The 19,966-nt window shown below is 36.3% G+C and carries 7 protein-coding genes; all 7 read left to right on the top strand.

The window, feature by feature from the left end; translation table 11 throughout:
- Positions 1-16: 16 nt before the first annotated feature.
- The 7 genes from CN692_RS05455 (at position 17) to CN692_RS05425 (ending at position 19,909) form a co-directional block, all read left to right on the top strand.
- A complete protein-coding gene (locus tag CN692_RS05455) occupies positions 17-8,089 on the top strand; it encodes a GH36-type glycosyl hydrolase domain-containing protein (protein WP_098118122.1) in 8,073 nt (2,690 codons plus the stop codon).
- Positions 8,090-8,840: 751 nt separating this feature from the next.
- The gene (locus CN692_RS05450; RefSeq protein WP_098118121.1) at positions 8,841-9,758 is read left to right on the top strand and encodes an N-acetylglucosamine kinase; all 918 of its coding nucleotides are present in this window, start codon (positions 8,841-8,843) and stop codon (positions 9,756-9,758) included.
- Positions 9,759-9,790: 32 nt separating this feature from the next.
- Positions 9,791-10,921 carry a MupG family TIM beta-alpha barrel fold protein gene (locus tag CN692_RS05445; protein ID WP_218923537.1) on the top strand — a complete coding sequence of 377 codons (1,131 nt, stop codon included), beginning with the start codon at positions 9,791-9,793 and terminating at the stop codon, positions 10,919-10,921.
- A gap of 25 nt (positions 10,922-10,946) precedes the next feature.
- Positions 10,947-12,314 (top strand): sugar phosphate nucleotidyltransferase, encoded by a 1,368-nt coding sequence (locus CN692_RS05440; protein WP_218923536.1) that lies wholly within the window; start codon positions 10,947-10,949, stop codon positions 12,312-12,314.
- A 25-nt stretch (positions 12,315-12,339) separates the two neighbouring features.
- Complete coding sequence (locus tag CN692_RS05435) at positions 12,340-13,056, top strand: SIS domain-containing protein (RefSeq protein ID WP_098118176.1); 717 nt, start codon at positions 12,340-12,342, stop codon at positions 13,054-13,056.
- Between the two features lie 489 nt (positions 13,057-13,545).
- Positions 13,546-15,486 carry a BglG family transcription antiterminator gene (locus CN692_RS05430; protein ID WP_098118119.1) on the top strand — a complete coding sequence of 647 codons (1,941 nt, stop codon included), beginning with the start codon at positions 13,546-13,548 and terminating at the stop codon, positions 15,484-15,486.
- Positions 15,487-15,610: 124 nt separating this feature from the next.
- Complete coding sequence (locus CN692_RS05425) at positions 15,611-19,909, top strand: InlB B-repeat-containing protein (protein ID WP_098118118.1); 4,299 nt, start codon at positions 15,611-15,613, stop codon at positions 19,907-19,909.
- The last annotated feature ends 57 nt before the right edge of the window (positions 19,910-19,966 follow it).

The raw sequence follows: 19,966 nt of genomic DNA, 5'->3' as shown, positions 1-19,966 counted from the left end.
TACATAGGAGGTTTATATGATACTTAGTAATGAACAATTAAAAGAAAGAGGACGTGAGTTTGCTTTAACTCAGGAAATTTTTGTGAACAATTTTTTAATTGTTCGTTATTGGCCAGGATTTCGAAAAGATGTGGCTGATCTACATACGTTTGCAGAAAAACTGAGTAATAATAAGGTGCATTGTAGGCAACCAGCAGAAGACTGGCTCCTTGATCACATTAATTTTATTGAGACTCAAGCTCAAGAAGTGCTCCGTATGCTGCCACGGGAAACGTTACATAAACTACCAAAATTAAATTCTACTGGGATGCCAAGAATATATGCACTTTGTAATGATTACTTAGAGCATGTGGGTGGCCGATATGAGGTGAACTCATTTGAAGGGTATATAAAAGCCTATCAAGAGGTATCTGTTCTAAAAGATCTAGAATGCTGGGCTTTGCCAAGTGCAATGCGAGTTACTTTAATACGCCGTTTGTCTGGAGCGATGGGTGAAGTACAACGTCGTCATGAAATATGTGACTCTATTACTTCAATTCTTGAAAAAATAACAAAGTTGTCAGACGATAAAATTCGAATTTTATTGGATAGAGAAGCACGTAAAAAACCGTTTGGACCAATTGAGATTGTACATTTAGTGAGACATTTGAGCGAATTGGAACCAAATATGCATATTGTTCATGACTGGCTTGCAGCCCACATAGAGAATAGTGAATCTAGCCTTGAGCAAATTGTTTCGTTTGAGAACCAATTACAAGCGGACTTGCAAGTAAGTTGTGGGAATCTAGTTCAGAGCTTACATAAGTTAGAGCGCCAGCCTTGGAGATTAACATTTACTAAAATTTCACATCTCGAACAATTTTTACTCTCTAATCCATCAACTATCACTTATAAAAGTTTAGATTTAGACAGTCGAGACATAATTCGTGGACGTGTTGCAGAGATTGCAAATCAGTTAAAAGTACCTGAAATGTTAGTAGCTGAGACAGCACTTCATCTAGCTAAATCGAAAATAGTAGAGCCAGATCAAATCAATGTAATGCCGAGAAATGCTTATATTGATTATTATTTATTTGATGCCCAAGGAAACATAGAAATACGTAAAGCACTTTTGAAGAAAACTAGACCACGTATTCTTCCGCAAATATCTTTGCGAAAACAACCATTGTATTTGTATTTATCAACTGTAGCTTTATTGTTTGTAGGAATATTGTTTCTCTCTGGTGGATGGATAACAGCTGGGGCATTTTTTCGATCTTTGTCGTGGATAGCGATAATAGTAGTTCTTATATTACCTGTTAGCGAGTGGGCTATAACGATTGCCCATAAACTAATTTGTAGATATAGTCGGACTACAAAACTTTTGAGGTTTGATTATTCAGAAGAACTTCCGGAAGATGCTAGTACAATGGTCGTCATTCCAGTTATTTTTTCAAGCACCAAAGATGCAGATGAAATAGTGGATCAACTTTTAGTTCATTATCTTGCAAATCGTCAAAAAAATATTTATTTCGGTATCTTAGGTGATTTTACAGATGCGTTGACTGAATCGAAAGCTGAAGATAATGAATTATTGTCACATGTTACCTCGAGGATCGATGCATTGTGTAAGGAATATGGGAAAGATAAATTTTTCTTATTTCACAGATCCCGCCTTTACAATCCAACAGACAATGTTTATATGGGATGGGAGCGGAAACGTGGAAAAATAGTAGAGTTTGTTGAGTTATTGACTGGTAGTGAAAATTCTAGTTTTACAACAATTCATGGAGATAAAGATATATTAAGGAAGATTCGTTATGTATTTACAATAGACCAGGATACCCAATTGCCAATTGGTGTTGTTGGCCGAATGGCTGGTACCATTCATTACCCGTATAATCGACCTCGATTAAATGCGGATGAAACACGCGTAATTGAAGGTTTCGGATTATTACAACCACGAGTAGGCGTGAGTTTTGACTCAACACAAAAGTCCCGCTTTACTTCTTTATGGGCAGGGGAGCCAGGAATTGACCCTTATTCTTTTGCTGTATCAAACGTATACCAAGATTTATTTGGTCATGCGATTTTTGTGGGTAAAGGAATTTTTGATGTAGAATCATTTCAAAAAACCTTGGTAAATCGAATACCGGATAATCATGTACTTAGTCATGATCTACTAGAAGGTGGGTTTCTTCGAGCAGGACTAACTTCTGATATTGAGGTCGTTGAGTCGTATCCGAGCTCCTTTTATTCATTCCAGCGTCGAGAGCATAGATGGATCCGAGGAGATTGGCAACTTATCAAATGGTTAGGAAATAATTGTGTAGATCGTAATGGTGAAAATAAACGAGTTGATTTATGTGGATTAACACGTTGGCAAATTATTGATAATTTACGCCGCAGTCTACTTGCACCAGCTCTTTTACTAATAGCCTTACTAGGATTTAGTGTATTACCGGGTAAAGCTTGGGTTTGGGAAACAATCGTACTTTTAACTGTTTTTCTTCCCTTTCTTTTTTCACTTTTTCATGGTGTGATTGGGAGAGGAAGCATTCGTTCTATAAAGATTAATTTTATGCAGAATCTGGTTAAATTTGTAACATTACCGTTTACTTCGGTTCTTGTAGTAGATGCTACTTTACGAACTCTTTACCGGCTATACATTAGCCGTCGTAATTTGCTAGAGTGGGTCACGTTTGCTCAAGTTAGTAACACTCCTGCTACAATAAGAGTCTTTATGTACGAGCCTATTGGATATGCAGTAATTATATTGTTTGGTATATTGGCATGGTTTTCCAAAGGTACTTTAAATCACATATTTGGTACTGTGGAACTAATTATGTGGTTTTTAGCAAGGCCAATCATACAGCAATTAAATCGCCCGTTAAAGGTTGAAAGTAGAGATTGGTTGGATAAAGCAAGGGCTGAATTAAAGGAATTAGCATTTCAAATTTGGTCGTTTTATGAAAAATATGTTACATCAGAAGAATCCTGGCTACCACCTGATAATGTACAGTATCTATCAAATGAAACCGTTGCCCATCGAACATCGCCAACAAATATTGGGCTATATTTAACTTGTGTTGTAGCTGCTCGTGATTTAGATTTTATTGATACACCTAAAATGCTTGATCGAATCGAATTATCGATGAAAACTATTTCTAATATGGAAAAATGGAATGGACATCTGCTTAATTGGTATGATACATGTTCTGCAAAGCCACTTACTCCTCGATATGTTTCCACTGTCGATTCAGGCAACTTTATTGCTTATATGATGGTAGTAAGACAGGGTCTATTAGAGTGGAAAAAGAGAGAAGAAGAATTTCAATCTCGTATTGAAAATATTATTATTGAAATTAATCAACTTATTGAACAAACAGATTTCAAATCCCTATATAACAATGATGAACGCTTGTTTAGCCTTGGTTATCACGTTGACTCAAATCAAAAAGATACGATTCTATACGATTTACTTGCTTCAGAAGCTAGGCAAGCAAGTTTCGTAGGAATTGCACTTGGCCAGATTCCTGTTTCTCACTGGTTTACACTTGCTCGTACTATGACAATTTTTAATAAGAAGAAGACACTTTTGTCATGGTCGGGAACAATGTTTGAGTACATGATGCCAAGCTTGATTATGCGGACATTTAAAAATACCATTTGGGAATCAACTTATCGAGGAGCGATTGATCGTCAACGTCAATATGCAGATAAATATCAACTCCCGTTTGGTATATCAGAAAGTGGATATTACGCGTTTGATTACCAATTAAATTATCAATATCGTGCATTCGGTGTTCCAGGGCTTGGACTTGAACGAGGTTTAGAGCGAAATCTTGTGTTAGCACCTTATGCAACTATTATGGCTATTCCATATGCAGGTGATGATGCTCTTTTGGCCCTTCAAAAATTTAAAGAATACGGTGCAAAAGGTGAATATGGCTTTTATGAAGCTGTTGATTTTACAAAAGCTAGAATGCCTAAAGGGCAAGATTATAAAGTAATACAAAGTTTTATGGCACACCATCAAGGTATGAGCATGTTAACCCTTGTCAATTTATTGACTGATGATATTATGGTAAACCGATTCCACAATGATCCACGAGTTTGTGCAGCGGACTTGCTACTCCAAGAAAGAGTACCAGTAAAAGCAGCTTTAGTTGAAAAACCAATAGGAATTGATGCAAAAGCTCCTGAATTTGATGGTAATTTGGATGACACGGAACGTACATTTACAGGACCAAGTTCTATTCCAGAGGTTAATGTTTTATCAAATGGACAATTAACTAGTGTAAATGTGAACGATGGAACAGGCATGATTTTATGGAATGGATTAGCTGTCACAAGATGGAAAGAAGATCCTGTTTCAGGCACTTCTGGGCCAATTATTTTTATTCATGATGCCAACTCAGAAGAAACTTGGAGTACATCAGGTTTCCCATATGAGACAACGACGGATATGAAAACACAATTTCGTTTTGACAAAACTACTTATGAAGGAACGAAAGAAGGGATATCTTATAAACTCGATTTGACGATATCTTCTGAGATTGATGCGGAAATACGACGACTTCAGATAGTTAACAACAGTAGTGAAAATCGTACATTAGAAGTAACATCATTCTTAGAGCTAGCGCTTGCAAGTCAGTCTGCAGATAGTGCACACCCAGCATTTAGTAAGCTTTTTATTGAAACAAGCTTCGATAAAAATGCACAATGCTTGCTAGCTAAGCGTCGTCCACGAGAGGATGAAGAAGATGAAATCTGGGCAGTTCATACAATTTTTGTAGATGGACGTGAGAAAGGCGATTACGAATTTGAAACAGATCGGGCAGAATTTATAGGACGTGGTAATACGCTTGAAACACCAAAAGGTATATACTCACAACTAAAAGGTTCAACCGGTTCCGTTGTTGACCCGGCGTTTTCAATGAGGCGTTCATTACAATTGGGAACTAATGAGACGGCTACCATTTATTTTGTTACTGGTGTTACAAAAAGTCGTGAACAAGCGATTGAAATTGTACAGCGCTTTAATGATTCTAAACAAGTTGATCGAGCATTCCACTTGGCTTGGGTACGATCACAAATTGATCTTAGACATTTGAATTTAACATCTAAGCATGCTACTGATGCAAATGTGTTGGCGGGAAGACTTCTATTTAACCCACCGTTAACAAAAATTCGTAGTGAGGCAATTTCACACAATACATTGGGACAATCTTCCTTATGGCCTCTTGGTATTAGTGGGGATACACCAGTTATATTAGTTTCCATCAAAAAAGAGTCTGATTTGCCCTTTGTTACTCTTTTAGCTTGTCAGCATCAATATTTAGTAAAGATGGGGCTAGCTATTGATTTAGTAGTATTAGATGAGACAGTTGGCAATTATCAGGATCAGTTCATGAGGACTCTAAATGAAAATCTTATTTCTCGTGGAATCTATCAAATGAATCGAATTGTTGTATTGAAGTCAACCCAATTGTCAGAGTATGAAAGAAATTTACTCTTCGCTGTTGCCCGAGTAGTATTGAAGGCTGGAGGGCCAAGTTTACGTGCACAATTACGACTATTGGAGAAAGATTTACATCCAATACGAAAAATCAAGGTTTCAAAACAAATACACCATGAGAAGCCAGCGAATAGCATGATACCTACTGGTGAATTTTTTAATGGTAGAGGTAGTTTTATTGATGATGGCAATGCGTATCAAATGATTGTAAAAAATGGAGAGTATTTACCTAGACCATGGAGTAATGTAATTTCTAATCCAAGATTTGGGTGCTTACTAACTGAATTAGGTACGGGATATAGTTGGTGGCGAAATTCGCGTGAATGTAAACTTACGCCTTGGAATAATGATCCGGTCCTTGATCCTCCAGGGGAATGTCTTTATATAAAAGATCTTGGAACGAATCAAGTTTGGTCAGCTACTCAAAAACCTGCAGGTGGTGATCGGACATATAAGGTTATACACGGTAGGGGGTATAGTAGTTTCGAACAACTTGATGGAGATGTAGTTTCTACTATGGATACAACGGTTCCGTTAGATGATCCGTTGAAAATTATTAGACTTCGATTATTTAATAAAAGTGATGAAATAAAGAAGATAGCCGTTACGTATTATGCTGAATGGGTTCTAGGGGTACTAAGAGAGGCTCAAGCACCATTCATTGTTACTGAATGGAATACAGATAATAGTACATTACTTGCACAAAACAAGTACCAAGAAAAGTTTCGTGACGCGATTGGTTTTATACATATTGCGCTTCCAGAAACGATAGCGAGATCTCATCATACGTATTCTTGGACGAGTGACCGTACAGAATTTATTGGACGGGGCAATATATTAGAGTGTCCAACAGCATTATTAGAAGAAACACTTAACAAGAAAACTGGTGTGTTTTCAAATTCTTGTGGGGCTGTACAAACTGTTATCGAACTTCCAGCTAACGAAGAAGTGACAATTAGCATATTGCTTGGTTGTGCAGCTTCCAAACAAGAAGCGTGTTCACTAGTAAAGCAATACGGAAGGACTTCTGCGTATGAAGAAACATTTTCAAACGTTAAAAAGTACTGGGAAAATACTCTTGACCAAGTGAAAGTTAAAACACCTGATCGAGCGATGGATATAATGATGAATGGGTGGCTTCTGTACCAAGCACTTAGTTGCCGATTATGGGCTCGCACTGCTTTCTATCAAGCAGGAGGCGCATTTGGTTATAGGGATCAATTGCAAGATTCACTAGCTTTTTTACATGTTGATTCGACAATATTAAAAAACCAAATACTTATAAATGCAGCGCATCAGTACCTTGAAGGTGATGTTCAACATTGGTGGCATGAAGAAACCCACAAAGGAATTCGAACAAAGTTTTCTGATGATTTACTGTGGCTACCATATGCTGTTTCACGTTATATAGAACAGACAGAAGACCTAGAAATTCTCAAACAAGAGGTACCATTTTTGTATAGTGAAGTGCTGAAAGAAGGAGAATTGGAGCGCTATGAGGATACTGTTGTGTCTGACGAAAAGGGCTCAGTGCTAGAACATTGTCTACGCGCGATTAAACATTCTTTGAAGTTTGGTGAACATGGTATTCCATTAATGGGAATAGGTGACTGGAATGATGGAATGAGTCGGATTGGTGCTAAGGGACGTGGGGAAAGTGTATGGCTAGGTTGGTTTTTATTAGATATTTTAAAGAGGTTTTTGAAATTTGAAGAGGGTATCCTTTCACAAGATATCGTAAAGCAATTTGAACATGAAGTAGCTCAATTGGAAATAAATATGAATAAAAATGCTTGGGATGGTACTTGGTTCCGTCGTGCATTTACTGACGCAGGAACATGGCTTGGCTCAATGGAGAATACAGAGTGTCGAATTGATGCTATCGCTCAGTCTTGGTCAGTTATTGCTAACGGGACACCAATCGATCGTCAGGAAAGAGCAATGCGCTCGTTTGACCGTGAACTTGTAGATCGAGATTTGAATCTGGCACGTTTACTAACTAAAGCATTTGATAAAACATATCCAAGTCCAGGATATATACAAGGCTATCCACCGGGAATTCGAGAAAATGGCGGACAATATACTCACGGAGTTATTTGGGGAATTGTAGCTTGGGCAATCTTAGGTCGTCGTGATAAGGCTTTTGATCTGTTTTCTATTTTAAACCCAATCTCACATACAAAAAATATTCGTGATATTAAAACTTATGGAAATGAACCATATGTAATGTCGGCCGATGTCTACACTGCACCTCCACATGAAGGACGTGGAGGTTGGTCATGGTATACAGGTGCTTCTGGTTGGATGTACCAAGCAGGTCTAGAATATATTTTGGGAATCAAGTGTAGAGGAAACCGTTTATATATACAACCTTGTGTTCCTATAGAGTGGGACTCATTTAGTATTGATTACAGATATGGTGATTCTGTCTATTCAATTGAGGTTTGTTGTGGCCAAAACCAAGATGAACCAACATGGTTAGTGGATGGTAAAAAACAAGAAAATAGCGAGTACTTAATTCTCGAAAATGATGGGGAAAATCATCAAGTAGTAGTTTATGTAGGTATACAATATTCTAAAGTAATCTAATTGAATGTAAAAAAAGGAGTGCATTTTTTGCACTCCTTTTAGTTGTTTAAAATATATAAGTAGATTTATTTTTTATAGAGACACTTAATCCATCATCTTTTAATACTAATTCTTTTAACTATTTTTCAAGTGGTTATCTCCTTAAAACCTGAAAATCAAGTTTTTGTACTATATCGACACACTGAAAGGCAACGTTAATCATACGTTACAAGCTATTTTCGGTACAAAAGCTTATGCATTAAAAACTCAAATCAACCAGATTATGAATAAGATAAAAACAGCTTAAATATAAGAGTAGTAGACATTTGAAATTCAATGTAAGTACGTTTGAATATGCCACTACTATTTTAAATATGTAAACCAAATAAGTACCCTTTAGAAAAGACTGATAAACAAGTCTACCTATAGGGTACTTTTCTATAAGCTTTAACTTCAACCAAGGCAACAATCGACCACGCAGCCGGATGAAGTTCAGAAACAGACAGATGTAAAAGTATAAGCTACTACTGCTATGAATGAATAAAGAGCTTGAGCAGTAGTTCATCTTTAATAAGTGGTTTTTTTCCTTTTTAAGAAGAAAATATCCTCCTAGTAAAAGCAAAAAGTTTACTTTACAATTAATGCAATCATACATTCATAATAAAAATTTAAATGAGATAGGAAATAAGAAACGAAGAGATTTTACATTGGAGTGCCAATTGGATTGCAATAAGGAATCTTATTTGAGTATTGAAAGGGTGAATCAATAAATATGAATAGACTAATCATTGGAATGGACGGCGGGGGAACGAAAACTAGAGTTATGGTAAAGGAACGTCTAGATGGAGAAACGCTTTTTGACCAAAATTTTGGGATGTCAAATTACAATAATATCGGCGTTGAAGGACTTAAACCAGTATTTAGTGAAATATATGAAGCACTATTTGCTTGTTTTGGAGAGCGTTTACAAAATGCGATTCTTGTACTAGGTTCTGCGGGAGTAGATCGACCGAAGGATATTGATATATATTTGAATGCATTAAAAGAGAGTGGTTTTACGTGTCAGCTAGAAGTTGTAAATGATGCAGAAATCGCTCTTGTTGGTGGGAACGGAGACCGAAAAGATGCTTTAATGATTGCTGGAACAGGTTCAATCGTTATGGGAGTAGATGCAAAAGGAAATACGATTCGCTCAGGTGGCTGGGGTGGGTTAATTAGTGATGAAGGTGGAGGCTTTCAAATTGGTTTACATGCGATTTCAGCTGTTATGCAAGAGTATGACAAAGTGATTTCCCCTACTTCATTTACTGAAAAATTACTTGGTCATTTTCAGCTGAATTCTCCAGAAGATTTTATGGATTTATTATATTTGGAGGATACAATTCCGGTTGATAAGGTAGCTTCGTGTACACCAATTATTTTAGAAGCATGGGTAAATGGAGACGAGGCAGCTCGTACGATTGTTGAAGGAGAGCTTAATAAGTTAGTACGATTAGTTGTAGGAATCAGTCGTCAAATGGAATCAGAGAATTTCCGTCTTTCTGTTGCGGGTAGTTTACTAACTAAGTCATCTGAATATTTCGATACGTTGAAGAATAAGTTAAGTATCACTTTACCACAAGTAGAGCTTTCTGCACCGCTTTATGATCCGGTTTTTGGTGCCATTATTATTGGTGAGAAATACAAGTAAAGATAAAAATAAAAATATAAGGAATGGCGATTATGATGCGTGAAATAGGAATTAGTGTTTATCCCAACTTTTATCCGTTAGAACAAATCAAAGACTATTTAAAGAAGGCTAGCTCGCTAGACTTTAAAAAGGTATTTGTTTCATTGATTTTAAATAATCATGGATTTGAAGGTGCGCAAAATGTAAATGCAGACACTTGGAATGAACTACTGAATTACTGCAAAGAGCTGAATATGACTGTTTCAGCTGATATGAATGATGAAGTCTTCAATGAGCTAGGCTGCACTTTAACGGATCTTTCATCGCTACAAAAGATGGGAATTACGAGACTTCGTATTGATGGAGGGTTTACGAGTGAAGAGGTTGCACTTCTTTCAAAAAATCAGCATGGAATTCAAATAGAAGTTAATGCTTCAATGTCTTCTTCTGATAATAATGATGGAAACGCTTTGCGAGAGTGTCGCGAGTTTTTAGAAATAGTCGAAAGAGAAGGAAACATTGGACAACTAACGGCTTGTCATAACTTTTTTCCTTTGCCAGACACAGCGCTATCTCTTGAGGATATTCGCTCGATTAACAACTTATTTGCTTTATTTGATGTGCCTGTTGGAGGGTTTATTGCATCACAGCTTTCACCTAAAGATTTACACCATTTGGGTCATGGGGTTTGTACGATTGAAAAGCACCGTTTCATACCTAGCCATATTGCTATGTTAGAGCTATTCGCAAATGGGTTTAATGATGTGTTGATTGGCGATTCGTTTGCAGATCTTTCAGAGCTTATGGAAATGGCAAGATGCTATAAGCAAGATTATATAGAAATTCCAGTTGTATTTAATCCATATGTTCAGGAGCAAACGAAACTTAAAATTCTGGAAAAAGTACTTGTTTCAAGAGTCGATCAACCTGCAAATCTCATTCGGGCGACTGATACAAGGGGAATCGAAGTTCCTCATTGCTATTGTGCACCTAGAAGAAAGTATTCGGTTTCAGTTTTAAATAATCGAAGTGCACAATATGAAGGAGAAGTACAAATTTCATTAAAAGATTTGGGGCAATCTGTTGAGCATAATGTGATTGGTTTTGTTCATCCATTTGCACATGACCTATTACCTTATCTGTTAGCAGGTAAAAATAAATTTCGATTAGTAGAGTATAAGTAAAAATTATTATAGTCGAGGTATTAAAATGGTAAAAAGTGCAGTTATTCTTGCGGCAGGAAAAGGGAGTAAAATGTTTCCCTTCAACACGGTTCGCTCTAAAACAGTCATAAATATCGCTGGAAAACCATTAATACGTTATAACATTGAATCTATTTTAGATTTGGGAATAGAAGAAATCGTAGTTGTTGTTAATGATGAGCATCAAAGAGAAATTGAAAATGTTTTATCAGATATAAAGAATGTTAAATTTGTGACCGACCAAACAAATTTAGGAAGCGCGGAAAGTTTAGTAAAGGGGATTGAGAAACTCTCTTCTAGCGAAGAATTTCTAGTTCTATACGGAGATACAATCATTGAACAAGAGGATCTAATGAGATTAGTTAGTTCGAAAAAACCTGCTGTTTTGTTGAAAAAATTAGAAGAGACATCGAGAAATTGGATTGGTGCAAGCATGGAAAATGGATTTGTTCAGTCGATCGGTGCTCACTATCGTGGCGACAGCATTACCCATCAATTCGCAGGATTTCGATTTGACGAAGCTATTTTAGATGAAATAAAAAGAACGCCAGATTATTTTCCAAATGTAAAAGTAGGCGTAGGTGCTCCAAAAGAACGCTATATTGAAGCTGCTCTTCTGAAATGGATAGAGAAAACAAAATTGCAGGCGATTGAATGTAGTGGTCATTTCTTTGATATTGATAAACCATGGCATATGTTAGAAGCAAATGAGTTCATGGTGAATTACTTATGTAATGCACTTCAAGAAAACGAGCTAGCAGAAGGTGCGACGATTTCAAAACAAGCAACCATTCATGGTTATGTAAAGTTGGGTAAGAATTCATCGATTGGTGATCGAGTTGTTATTCACGGTAACTTAATTGTAGGTGACAATACAATCATTGATAATGGAGCGATTTTTAATGGCAATGCGGTAATTGGTGAACAAACAGTTATTCGTAATTACTGTATCATTTATGATGGTGTTTCAATTGGATCATATTGTATTTTCGATCATTGTGCAGAATTCCTCGGTGGGATGGTAATGGATAAAGTTTATCTATATCACTATGGCGAGTTTTATGGTGCAATTGGCAGTCATACGGATATCGGAGCTGCAACGGTTTGCGGAACATTACGCTTTGATGACGGAGAAACTGAGCATGTTGTGAATGGGCGGAAGGAAGTACCTTTACATTTTTCAAATGCAGCTTATCTTGGTGATTATTGCAGAACTGGCGTTAATACGATTATTATGCCAGGCTGTAAAATTGGTGCTTATAGCGTGCTCGGTGCGGGTGCAATTATCGATAAAGATATCGAACAAAACAGTCTTGTTTTTGTAAAGCAAGACCTGGTCATCAAAAAGTGGAATGAAAAGAAGTACGGTTGGTAAATTTAATAGAAGAAGGTATAGAATGATGGAAAATTATTTTAAATATGTGACGGCAAATCTTGAAAAACTATATACGACTCAAATTCAAAAAATGGATGAAGCTGCAACGTGTATTTTTGAAGCAATTCAAAACGGAGGGCGTTTCCTTGTTACTGGTTCGGGTCACTCACATATGTTTGCAGAAGAATTTTATGTAAGAGCGGGCGGATTTGCCAAAGTTTCTCCTATTTTACCGAACGAATTCTTTTTACATGATCATCCTTTAAAAAGCACTGTGATTGAACGTGTAGAAGCTTATGCAAAAGTAATTTTTGATTTATACAAAATTACCTCAAAGGATGTACTCGTCATTGCTTCAAACTCGGGAAGAAATGGAATGACAGTGGAACTTGCAAAAATGACACAGGAATGTGGTGCAAAGGTTATTGCGTTTACAAATCCTGATCATCCGAAAGACTCAAAATCAAGACATAGTAGTGGGAAGTACCTTTGTGACTTTAGTGATATAGTCGTTAATAATTGTACTGGCCCTGGAGATGCTGCTTTTTATGTAGAAGAAGCAAAAACAGGAATGGGAGCGACTTCAACGATAGCAGGAGCATTTGTAGCTCAGACGATGTCGATAATGCTTGCGAAAAAATATCATCAAGCAGGACTTGTACCGCCAGTATTTAAGAGCTCTAATGTTGATGGTGGAGATGAATGGAATAAAGAGCTGTTTGCAAAGTACTATGGAGTGTAATGTTAAGAGCTAAGTGTTAATTTAATTTACATTTTGTATTCAAAAATTAAATGAAATGAATTCGATTAGCTTGTTTAAAATCATATCGATCATCTATTGCGTTTCCAGTTTATGGAGCGCTTTTTTTTATGCACATAGGTTTTAAGGAGGAGTACCGTATTACGGAATTTCTAATACGTCGTTAAGAAATACTTAAAACAGTTAAATAGTGAATCCCTTTATCCAAGCGCTTTTATAAGTAATATGAATTTTATTTGTATACAAAATTAGTTAGACTGATTGGCGTTAGTAAAAAGTACCTCTATTTTCCCGTAGGTCTAAAGTCGTATTATAGCAATGGCGGTACATATGTCACTTTGAACATATGAACTAGTGGTATTTATATTTAAATTGCGAACTATATTGGAAAAATTCAAACTGTTAAATAGATTTGATGAAAAGTAAACTAAAATTACTAGATTAGCAGGATCTAGGGTGGTGAGGTAATGTATGCGAAGAGATTTAATATTGCAATATTTGTATCAAAAAGGAAAGTCACTTTCGTCACAGGAACTTGAATCAGAATTTGCAATTTCAAATCGGACTTTACGAAACGAGTTGAAAGAATTAAATGTAATCGGAGAAAAGTCTGGATTTGTGATTCAAAAAAAACGCGGTGAAGGCTATTTACTTCATGTAGAAAACCAAGAGCTGGTCCAAAACTATATGAAAGAAATTGACGGTGCACTTGCTCCTGACTTACCTCGTGTTCGTGTGAACAATATTATTATGCTTCTGCTTCAAACGACAGAATTTCAAACGATTGATCTGTTTGCTGATAGTCTAATGATCAGTAGATCAACAGTTTTTAGCGACATGATTGAAGTTGAAAAGCAAGTTAGAATTTTTGATTTAAAAGTAGAAACAAAATCGCGCTATGGTGTTCGTCTAATAGGTGACGAAACAAATTTTAGAAGAGCATTTTCTTACTTCTTAAGTCAAAAAGAAACAGGGCTGTTAAAGAAATCAAATTATCAAACTTTTGAGAAAGCGTTTCCTTTTGAGGAAATTCGGGCTGTCTTGAATGAAGAAGTTCAAAATAACCACTTGAAAATAAGTTATTTTGCACTTGAAAACATTTTAGTTCATATCCAAGTACTTTCGTTTCGAGTAACTCAACACAACTTTATCTTGCCTAATCAAGAGAAGAAGTTAGATTTATCTCTAATCAAGCCATCGTTTATGAATATTGCTAAAAGAATTTGTGAGATACTTTCTGAGCTTTATCATGTCGTACTACCACAGAGTGAGATTATTTATTTAGCTGCTCACATAAGTGGGAAATCGAGTGTAGACGAAATTGAGGAAGAAGAAAAGAATGATTTAGAACAAAAACTTAAGAATTGTTTGGAAAAATTAGATCAAACATTCTTTACGCAGTTTTCAGGTGATCAGCAGCTTTTGAATACGCTTATCATGCATATGTATCCGTTGTTAAGAAGGTTATATTTCAATTTAAAGCTTACAAATCCATTGATAGATGATGTATACAGTAGGTATTCCGATGTGTTCATGATTGCTTTAAATTTTTCTGAAATGATAAAGGAAATATGGGGATTTGAACTTTCCAGCGACGAAATGGGCTATATAACAATGCATCTTGCAGCCCATGTGGAAAGAGAGAAACAAAAACAATTAAGTTCCTATAAGAAAATTCTACTTTCGTACGGATTAGGTGCAGGCTCAGCGGACTTAATGAAAATGAAACTAGAGTCACTATTTCAAGGAGCGACTATTGAGGTTGTTGTGTATAGCGAGCTCCAATCAGTGAATCTAGAAAACTATGATTTATTAGTATCATCGACTGCAATACCTTTTGATCATATTTCAATTCCGTATATTCAAGTAGCACCAATCCTAACAGAAACGGATGTCCAGAGAATCCGACGCAAGCTTACAAGATATCCAGCTAATAAAGTTAAAGAAGATGTACCAACGCTCTTATCACTGTTTCATAATGATTTGTTTTCGATTGAAGAAAGTAAAGAGTCATTCGACTACAAAGCTTTTATAAAAGAAAAGGCAAATAGAGTTGTTGAACTAGGTTATGCATCACCTGACTACCCTGATTTAGTAGTCGACCGAGAAGAAAAAATATCAACGATCCTGCAAAACGGAATTGCCGCACCACACGCTTTAAAAATGGTTGCAATTCAAGACTCAATCAGTGTCGTTATATTTAAAAATCCACCGACAATTGACGGAAAAGTCGTACAAATTCTATTTTTAATAAACCTACGCGCTGGAGACTTATTTTTACACAAAGAGTTAAGTCGATTATTTTTACATTTGATGGATCATCCCGAGGCGAAGCAGAAAGTATTAAAGTCAAATAATTTCAACGATTTCCAGTACGAAATTTCAAAAATTTTATTTCAGTATGGTTCCTAATGATAAGAAATGCACTGAAATAAGTGGGGGAACGTTCGGTCTGTAAGTATTTTTAAATAGAGAGATAAGATTTTAGAAGACAATATATTAATCAAAAAAAGATAAATTATTTGGAGGAAGATAAATGAAAAGAAATAAATGGCTTTTTGGTAGAGCTCTTCCAGCTTCAGTATTAGCAGCATCAATGTTTGCATCACCTATTAATGGTGTTATTGCAAAAGCTGCACCGACTATTTCAACTCAATCAGTAGCGCCAACTTCAACTGGCACTAAGATTTTTATGAATACTACACAAATCACTCATGCGAAACCAAGTGGTTTAGATACAACTAAACCAGTAAAATGGACAACTTCTGATCCTTATGTTGCATATGTCGATACAATCGGTAATGCAAAGGGAGATTTTAGCGGGAAAATTCTAGGAGTATCTGGTGGTTCTGCAATTATCACTGGTACTGGAGTAGATGGAAGTGGTAATCCTGCAACAGTAAACATTACGGTTTCTGTAATAGAGACACAATCACATACTAATCTAGAAAAGCTTGTTTACTACTATAAAGCGGGCGACTCAAATATTCCAGCTGCGCTTGCTTCTACAACTTGGAAGACAAGCCACATTCCAACTGCACCATCTGGAACTAAATTCCCATCTAAAAGCTATGTTGGCTATGTTAATGGGGAAAATGGTGTGAAATGGTTAATTTCAAAAGATACTTTATTTAGGTCTAACGGTAATGTTAACTTTGGTGATGAAAAAGATCATCCAATCACGACTGGTATTGTATCAGATGCAATTACTTTATATGATCCGAACTTAGCACCAGCTGATCAAATTCAATATTTGCAAGGTGGAAGATATATTCCGCAAACTGGTGAAAATTCAGGATCTGGAATTGATAAAAACGGTAATCCAACTCAATTTAACGCTAAAGAGGTCATTACGAACATAATGCCTGATGGTAATAATGGACTTTGGATTTTAGGTGCAAAAGGAAATGCAACTCATATTGTAAGAAAGCAAATGTCTCTAATGGGTAAATCATTAGTTCAGGAAGAAATTTCTAGAAACTATGCAGACCGATTTGGATTCCAATCTGGATCTATGAGCTTTTCTGATCAAAATAATATGATTAAAGCACTTATGACTGCCGATAAAGATGCAATAACTTCAGTTTCTGATACAGATAATGACGGATTATGGACTACAATGTACGCTTCAGGTGAAATTTGGAGATACAACTACATGAAAGAAAACTTTGGTGAAAAAGATGCTAGGACAATCGATGCAAAAGCTTCTGCTATTCGTGCTGTTGAAGCGATCGTAACACTTGGTTATGTTTCTGGAATGCAGTTAAAAGTACCTTCAAAAGACAATGTAAATGACGTTGTATATATCGTTAACTCACTTGGTGGAAAAGTAACGACGATTGATGAAGGTAAGGCATGGCTTGCAACAAATGAAGGAAAACCTGTTTTCGTTGATCAAGATGGAAATTATACATTAACTGATACAGGAAAACCTGCTTCTGCTGGATTCTTTGCAAGATCATACAAAGTAGATGGTAGTAATAATGGTTCTACAACTACAGAAAGTAAGTCATGGGATCAAGCTTGGTTACAAAAAAGCGCTGGAACTACTACAGATGTAGATGGAAAAGAAGTTAAATATTCTGTCCCTGGTAAAAACAATGGGGGAACTGCAGGCATTAAAGCATATGACACTGTTGCAGTACCATCACGTTTAACAAATATTGTAAGAGATCAAAACCCTGGTCTAGATGATGCTACAAAAGCATTAGACTCAGATAAAGTCTATTACAAAGCAACAACGTCTACAGATGAATTAGTAGGTCATTACTTCACATTAGACCTTGCTTATAACACATTCAAAGATAGCGATCCTGAATTAGCGGCTCTTGTGAAAAACGATTTGATTAACCATACAAATGCGATGGTTTTAAACAACTATTACCAAGTAAGTGTGACTGGAGAAAACCCAATTGAATCTCGTTTTAATGGAGTTGCTCCTGGAAATGGATTAAATGCTCCTTCAGCTCCGACTAAATGGGCAAATTTAAATCCGGAATTCCTTGATGGTGTATCAAATGCTTGGGGTAGAAATGATTATGAAGATGGTCCGTTAAATGCAACATTAGCATTACAAATGCTTGTAGCTGCAAGAGATATGGGTAACTATACGCCTGAAGAAAAAGCTGCACTTGAAAACCAAGGAGTTGCAGTAATTGCTCCACTTGATTTTGCAAACGAATACAAAGTGATGAATGGTGTGGAAGCGCCTACAAAGTCAGAACACAATGATTACGAAACAAGATATCCAAAGTCATATAACTCAACTTCACTAATGGATATGTCATTGCAATACCACTCTAGATACTTTGGTATTTCGGCTCATAACGGAGATGATATCGGTGTAAGTGGTGTATCTTACGAAGCATATATGAACTATTCTGATGAAGAAGAAGCAGCATTATCATACTACACGTTATCTCACCATGCTGAAAAATCAACTTCTCAAGGTATCTTACAAGGCATGAACCAATGGTGGTTTAACGAAAAAAGAGAGAAAAATCCATTTATGTCAACTTTCTACGCAGCTTCTTTAGGTGCAATGAAAGATAAAGGATTTAGTATCGCAAACTCAACTGTTGACCTTGCAGGTTCAACATGGCAAATGACGCGTATTCCAAACAACTTCGTAAACTGGGATGTTCTTTCTGCCAATAGAAATGACGTAACACATGTTACACCAGATTTAATGGTTGACCAACTTATTCCACGTGATGAAATAATGATGTCTAAATACAATACAAACATTTTCGGAACGATGGATCGAAGAACAATTGATTCAGGTAACAGCACATCAATGGAATCTTCAACTGTAACATCTATGCCTTATTGGTTAACGCAAAACCCTGAGGATGCTGCTTATGTAGACGATTTAGGTTCAAAGGTTACAGCACCTGTAAATAACGGTACAGAAAGCTTAGACTACCCAACTAATGTAGCGGCTATGAATCCAAACGCTAAATATAATGAGGATACACATACATTCACGATTAATGTAGGTGACTCAGTTAAGTTGGATGCTAAAGCGACAGGTTATACGAAAAACGTAGCATGGTTAACGAATGCTTGGGATCTAGCAGGATATAGCAATGGAACACCATCGCAAATCAATGCTGATTCAAATGTTTCTTCAGTAATCGACTTAAGAAATTTAGCGGCTTACGATGAAGTAGGAAATGTAGATGCTACTGGAATTAGTGTTGATGGTGAGCACTATGGTGCATACGCAACTGCTTTAAAACCAGGTACAGTGACTGTTACTGGCTATACAATTGATGGGTTCTTTAGAACACCGAAAAAAGTAACATATACAATTAAAGTTGTAGACCCGATGACAAAAGGAGAAAAAATTGCTCCAGCTGAACTTGATAAAAATTCTTTCGCATATCCAACTTGGTTAAAAAATGCAATGGCTGAATCAGGATTAAATGAAGAAGGAAATAAATATGTAGAAGTTAGTTACGAGTCATCTTCACCAGACGACGTTACTGTCGATAATGATGGAAAAGTTACGTACAAAACAGACAAGCCAGCTAATATCACTGCAACAGTAGTATATTCTGGTATGACACTAGATGGAGATCCTGCTTTTGCAAATGATAGCCATGTGATGGTTTACGAACGCACAGTATCTAAAGATGCAAAACAAACAGTTACATTTGATTCTCAAGGTGGAACTGTAGTAGATTCAAAGATTGTTAGTTACAACGAATCGATCACATCTCCAAAACCAACAAAAACAGGCTATACTTTCGTTGGCTGGTATAAAGATGTAGCAGGTACACAAGCATGGAACTTTGCAACTGATCAAGTAACAGCATCAACTACTCTTTATGCTAAGTGGAATATTAACAAGTACACGGCTACGTTTAATAGTAATGGTGGGTCTGCAGTTACTGCTAAAACAGTAAACTATAATTCTGTTGTTACAAAACCAGCTAATCCAACAAGAAAAGGATTTGTCTTCGCTGGATGGTACAAAGATGCTGCACTTAAAACTGCATGGAATTTTACGACTGATAAAGTAACAGCAAATACAACACTTTACGCAAAATGGACTGTTGCTACGCCAACAGGTTTAAAGGCAGTAAAAGCAAGTACAACTTCAGTTAAAGTAAACTGGGCTTCAGTAAGCGGTGTTTCTGGATATGAAATTGTTCGCGCAACGAAGAGTGACTTCTCTGATAAAGTGACAAAAACAACTACTTCAGGAACATATACTGCAACAGGGCTAGTTAAAGGTAAAACTTATTACTTTAAAGTTCGTGCTTATACTCTAGTTGGTAAAGTGAAGGTTTACGGAAATTACACAACAGTTGTTAAATACAAACTATAAATTGTAAGTAAAAAACTAAATATTATTGAATAAATTCCAAGGATCTTAGTAGAAAAG

The organism is Bacillus sp. AFS002410 (assembly GCF_002556365.1).
GTDB lineage: Bacteria > Bacillota > Bacilli > Bacillales > Bacillaceae_G > Gottfriedia.
This window is presented reverse-complemented; position numbering and strand designations above follow the sequence as displayed.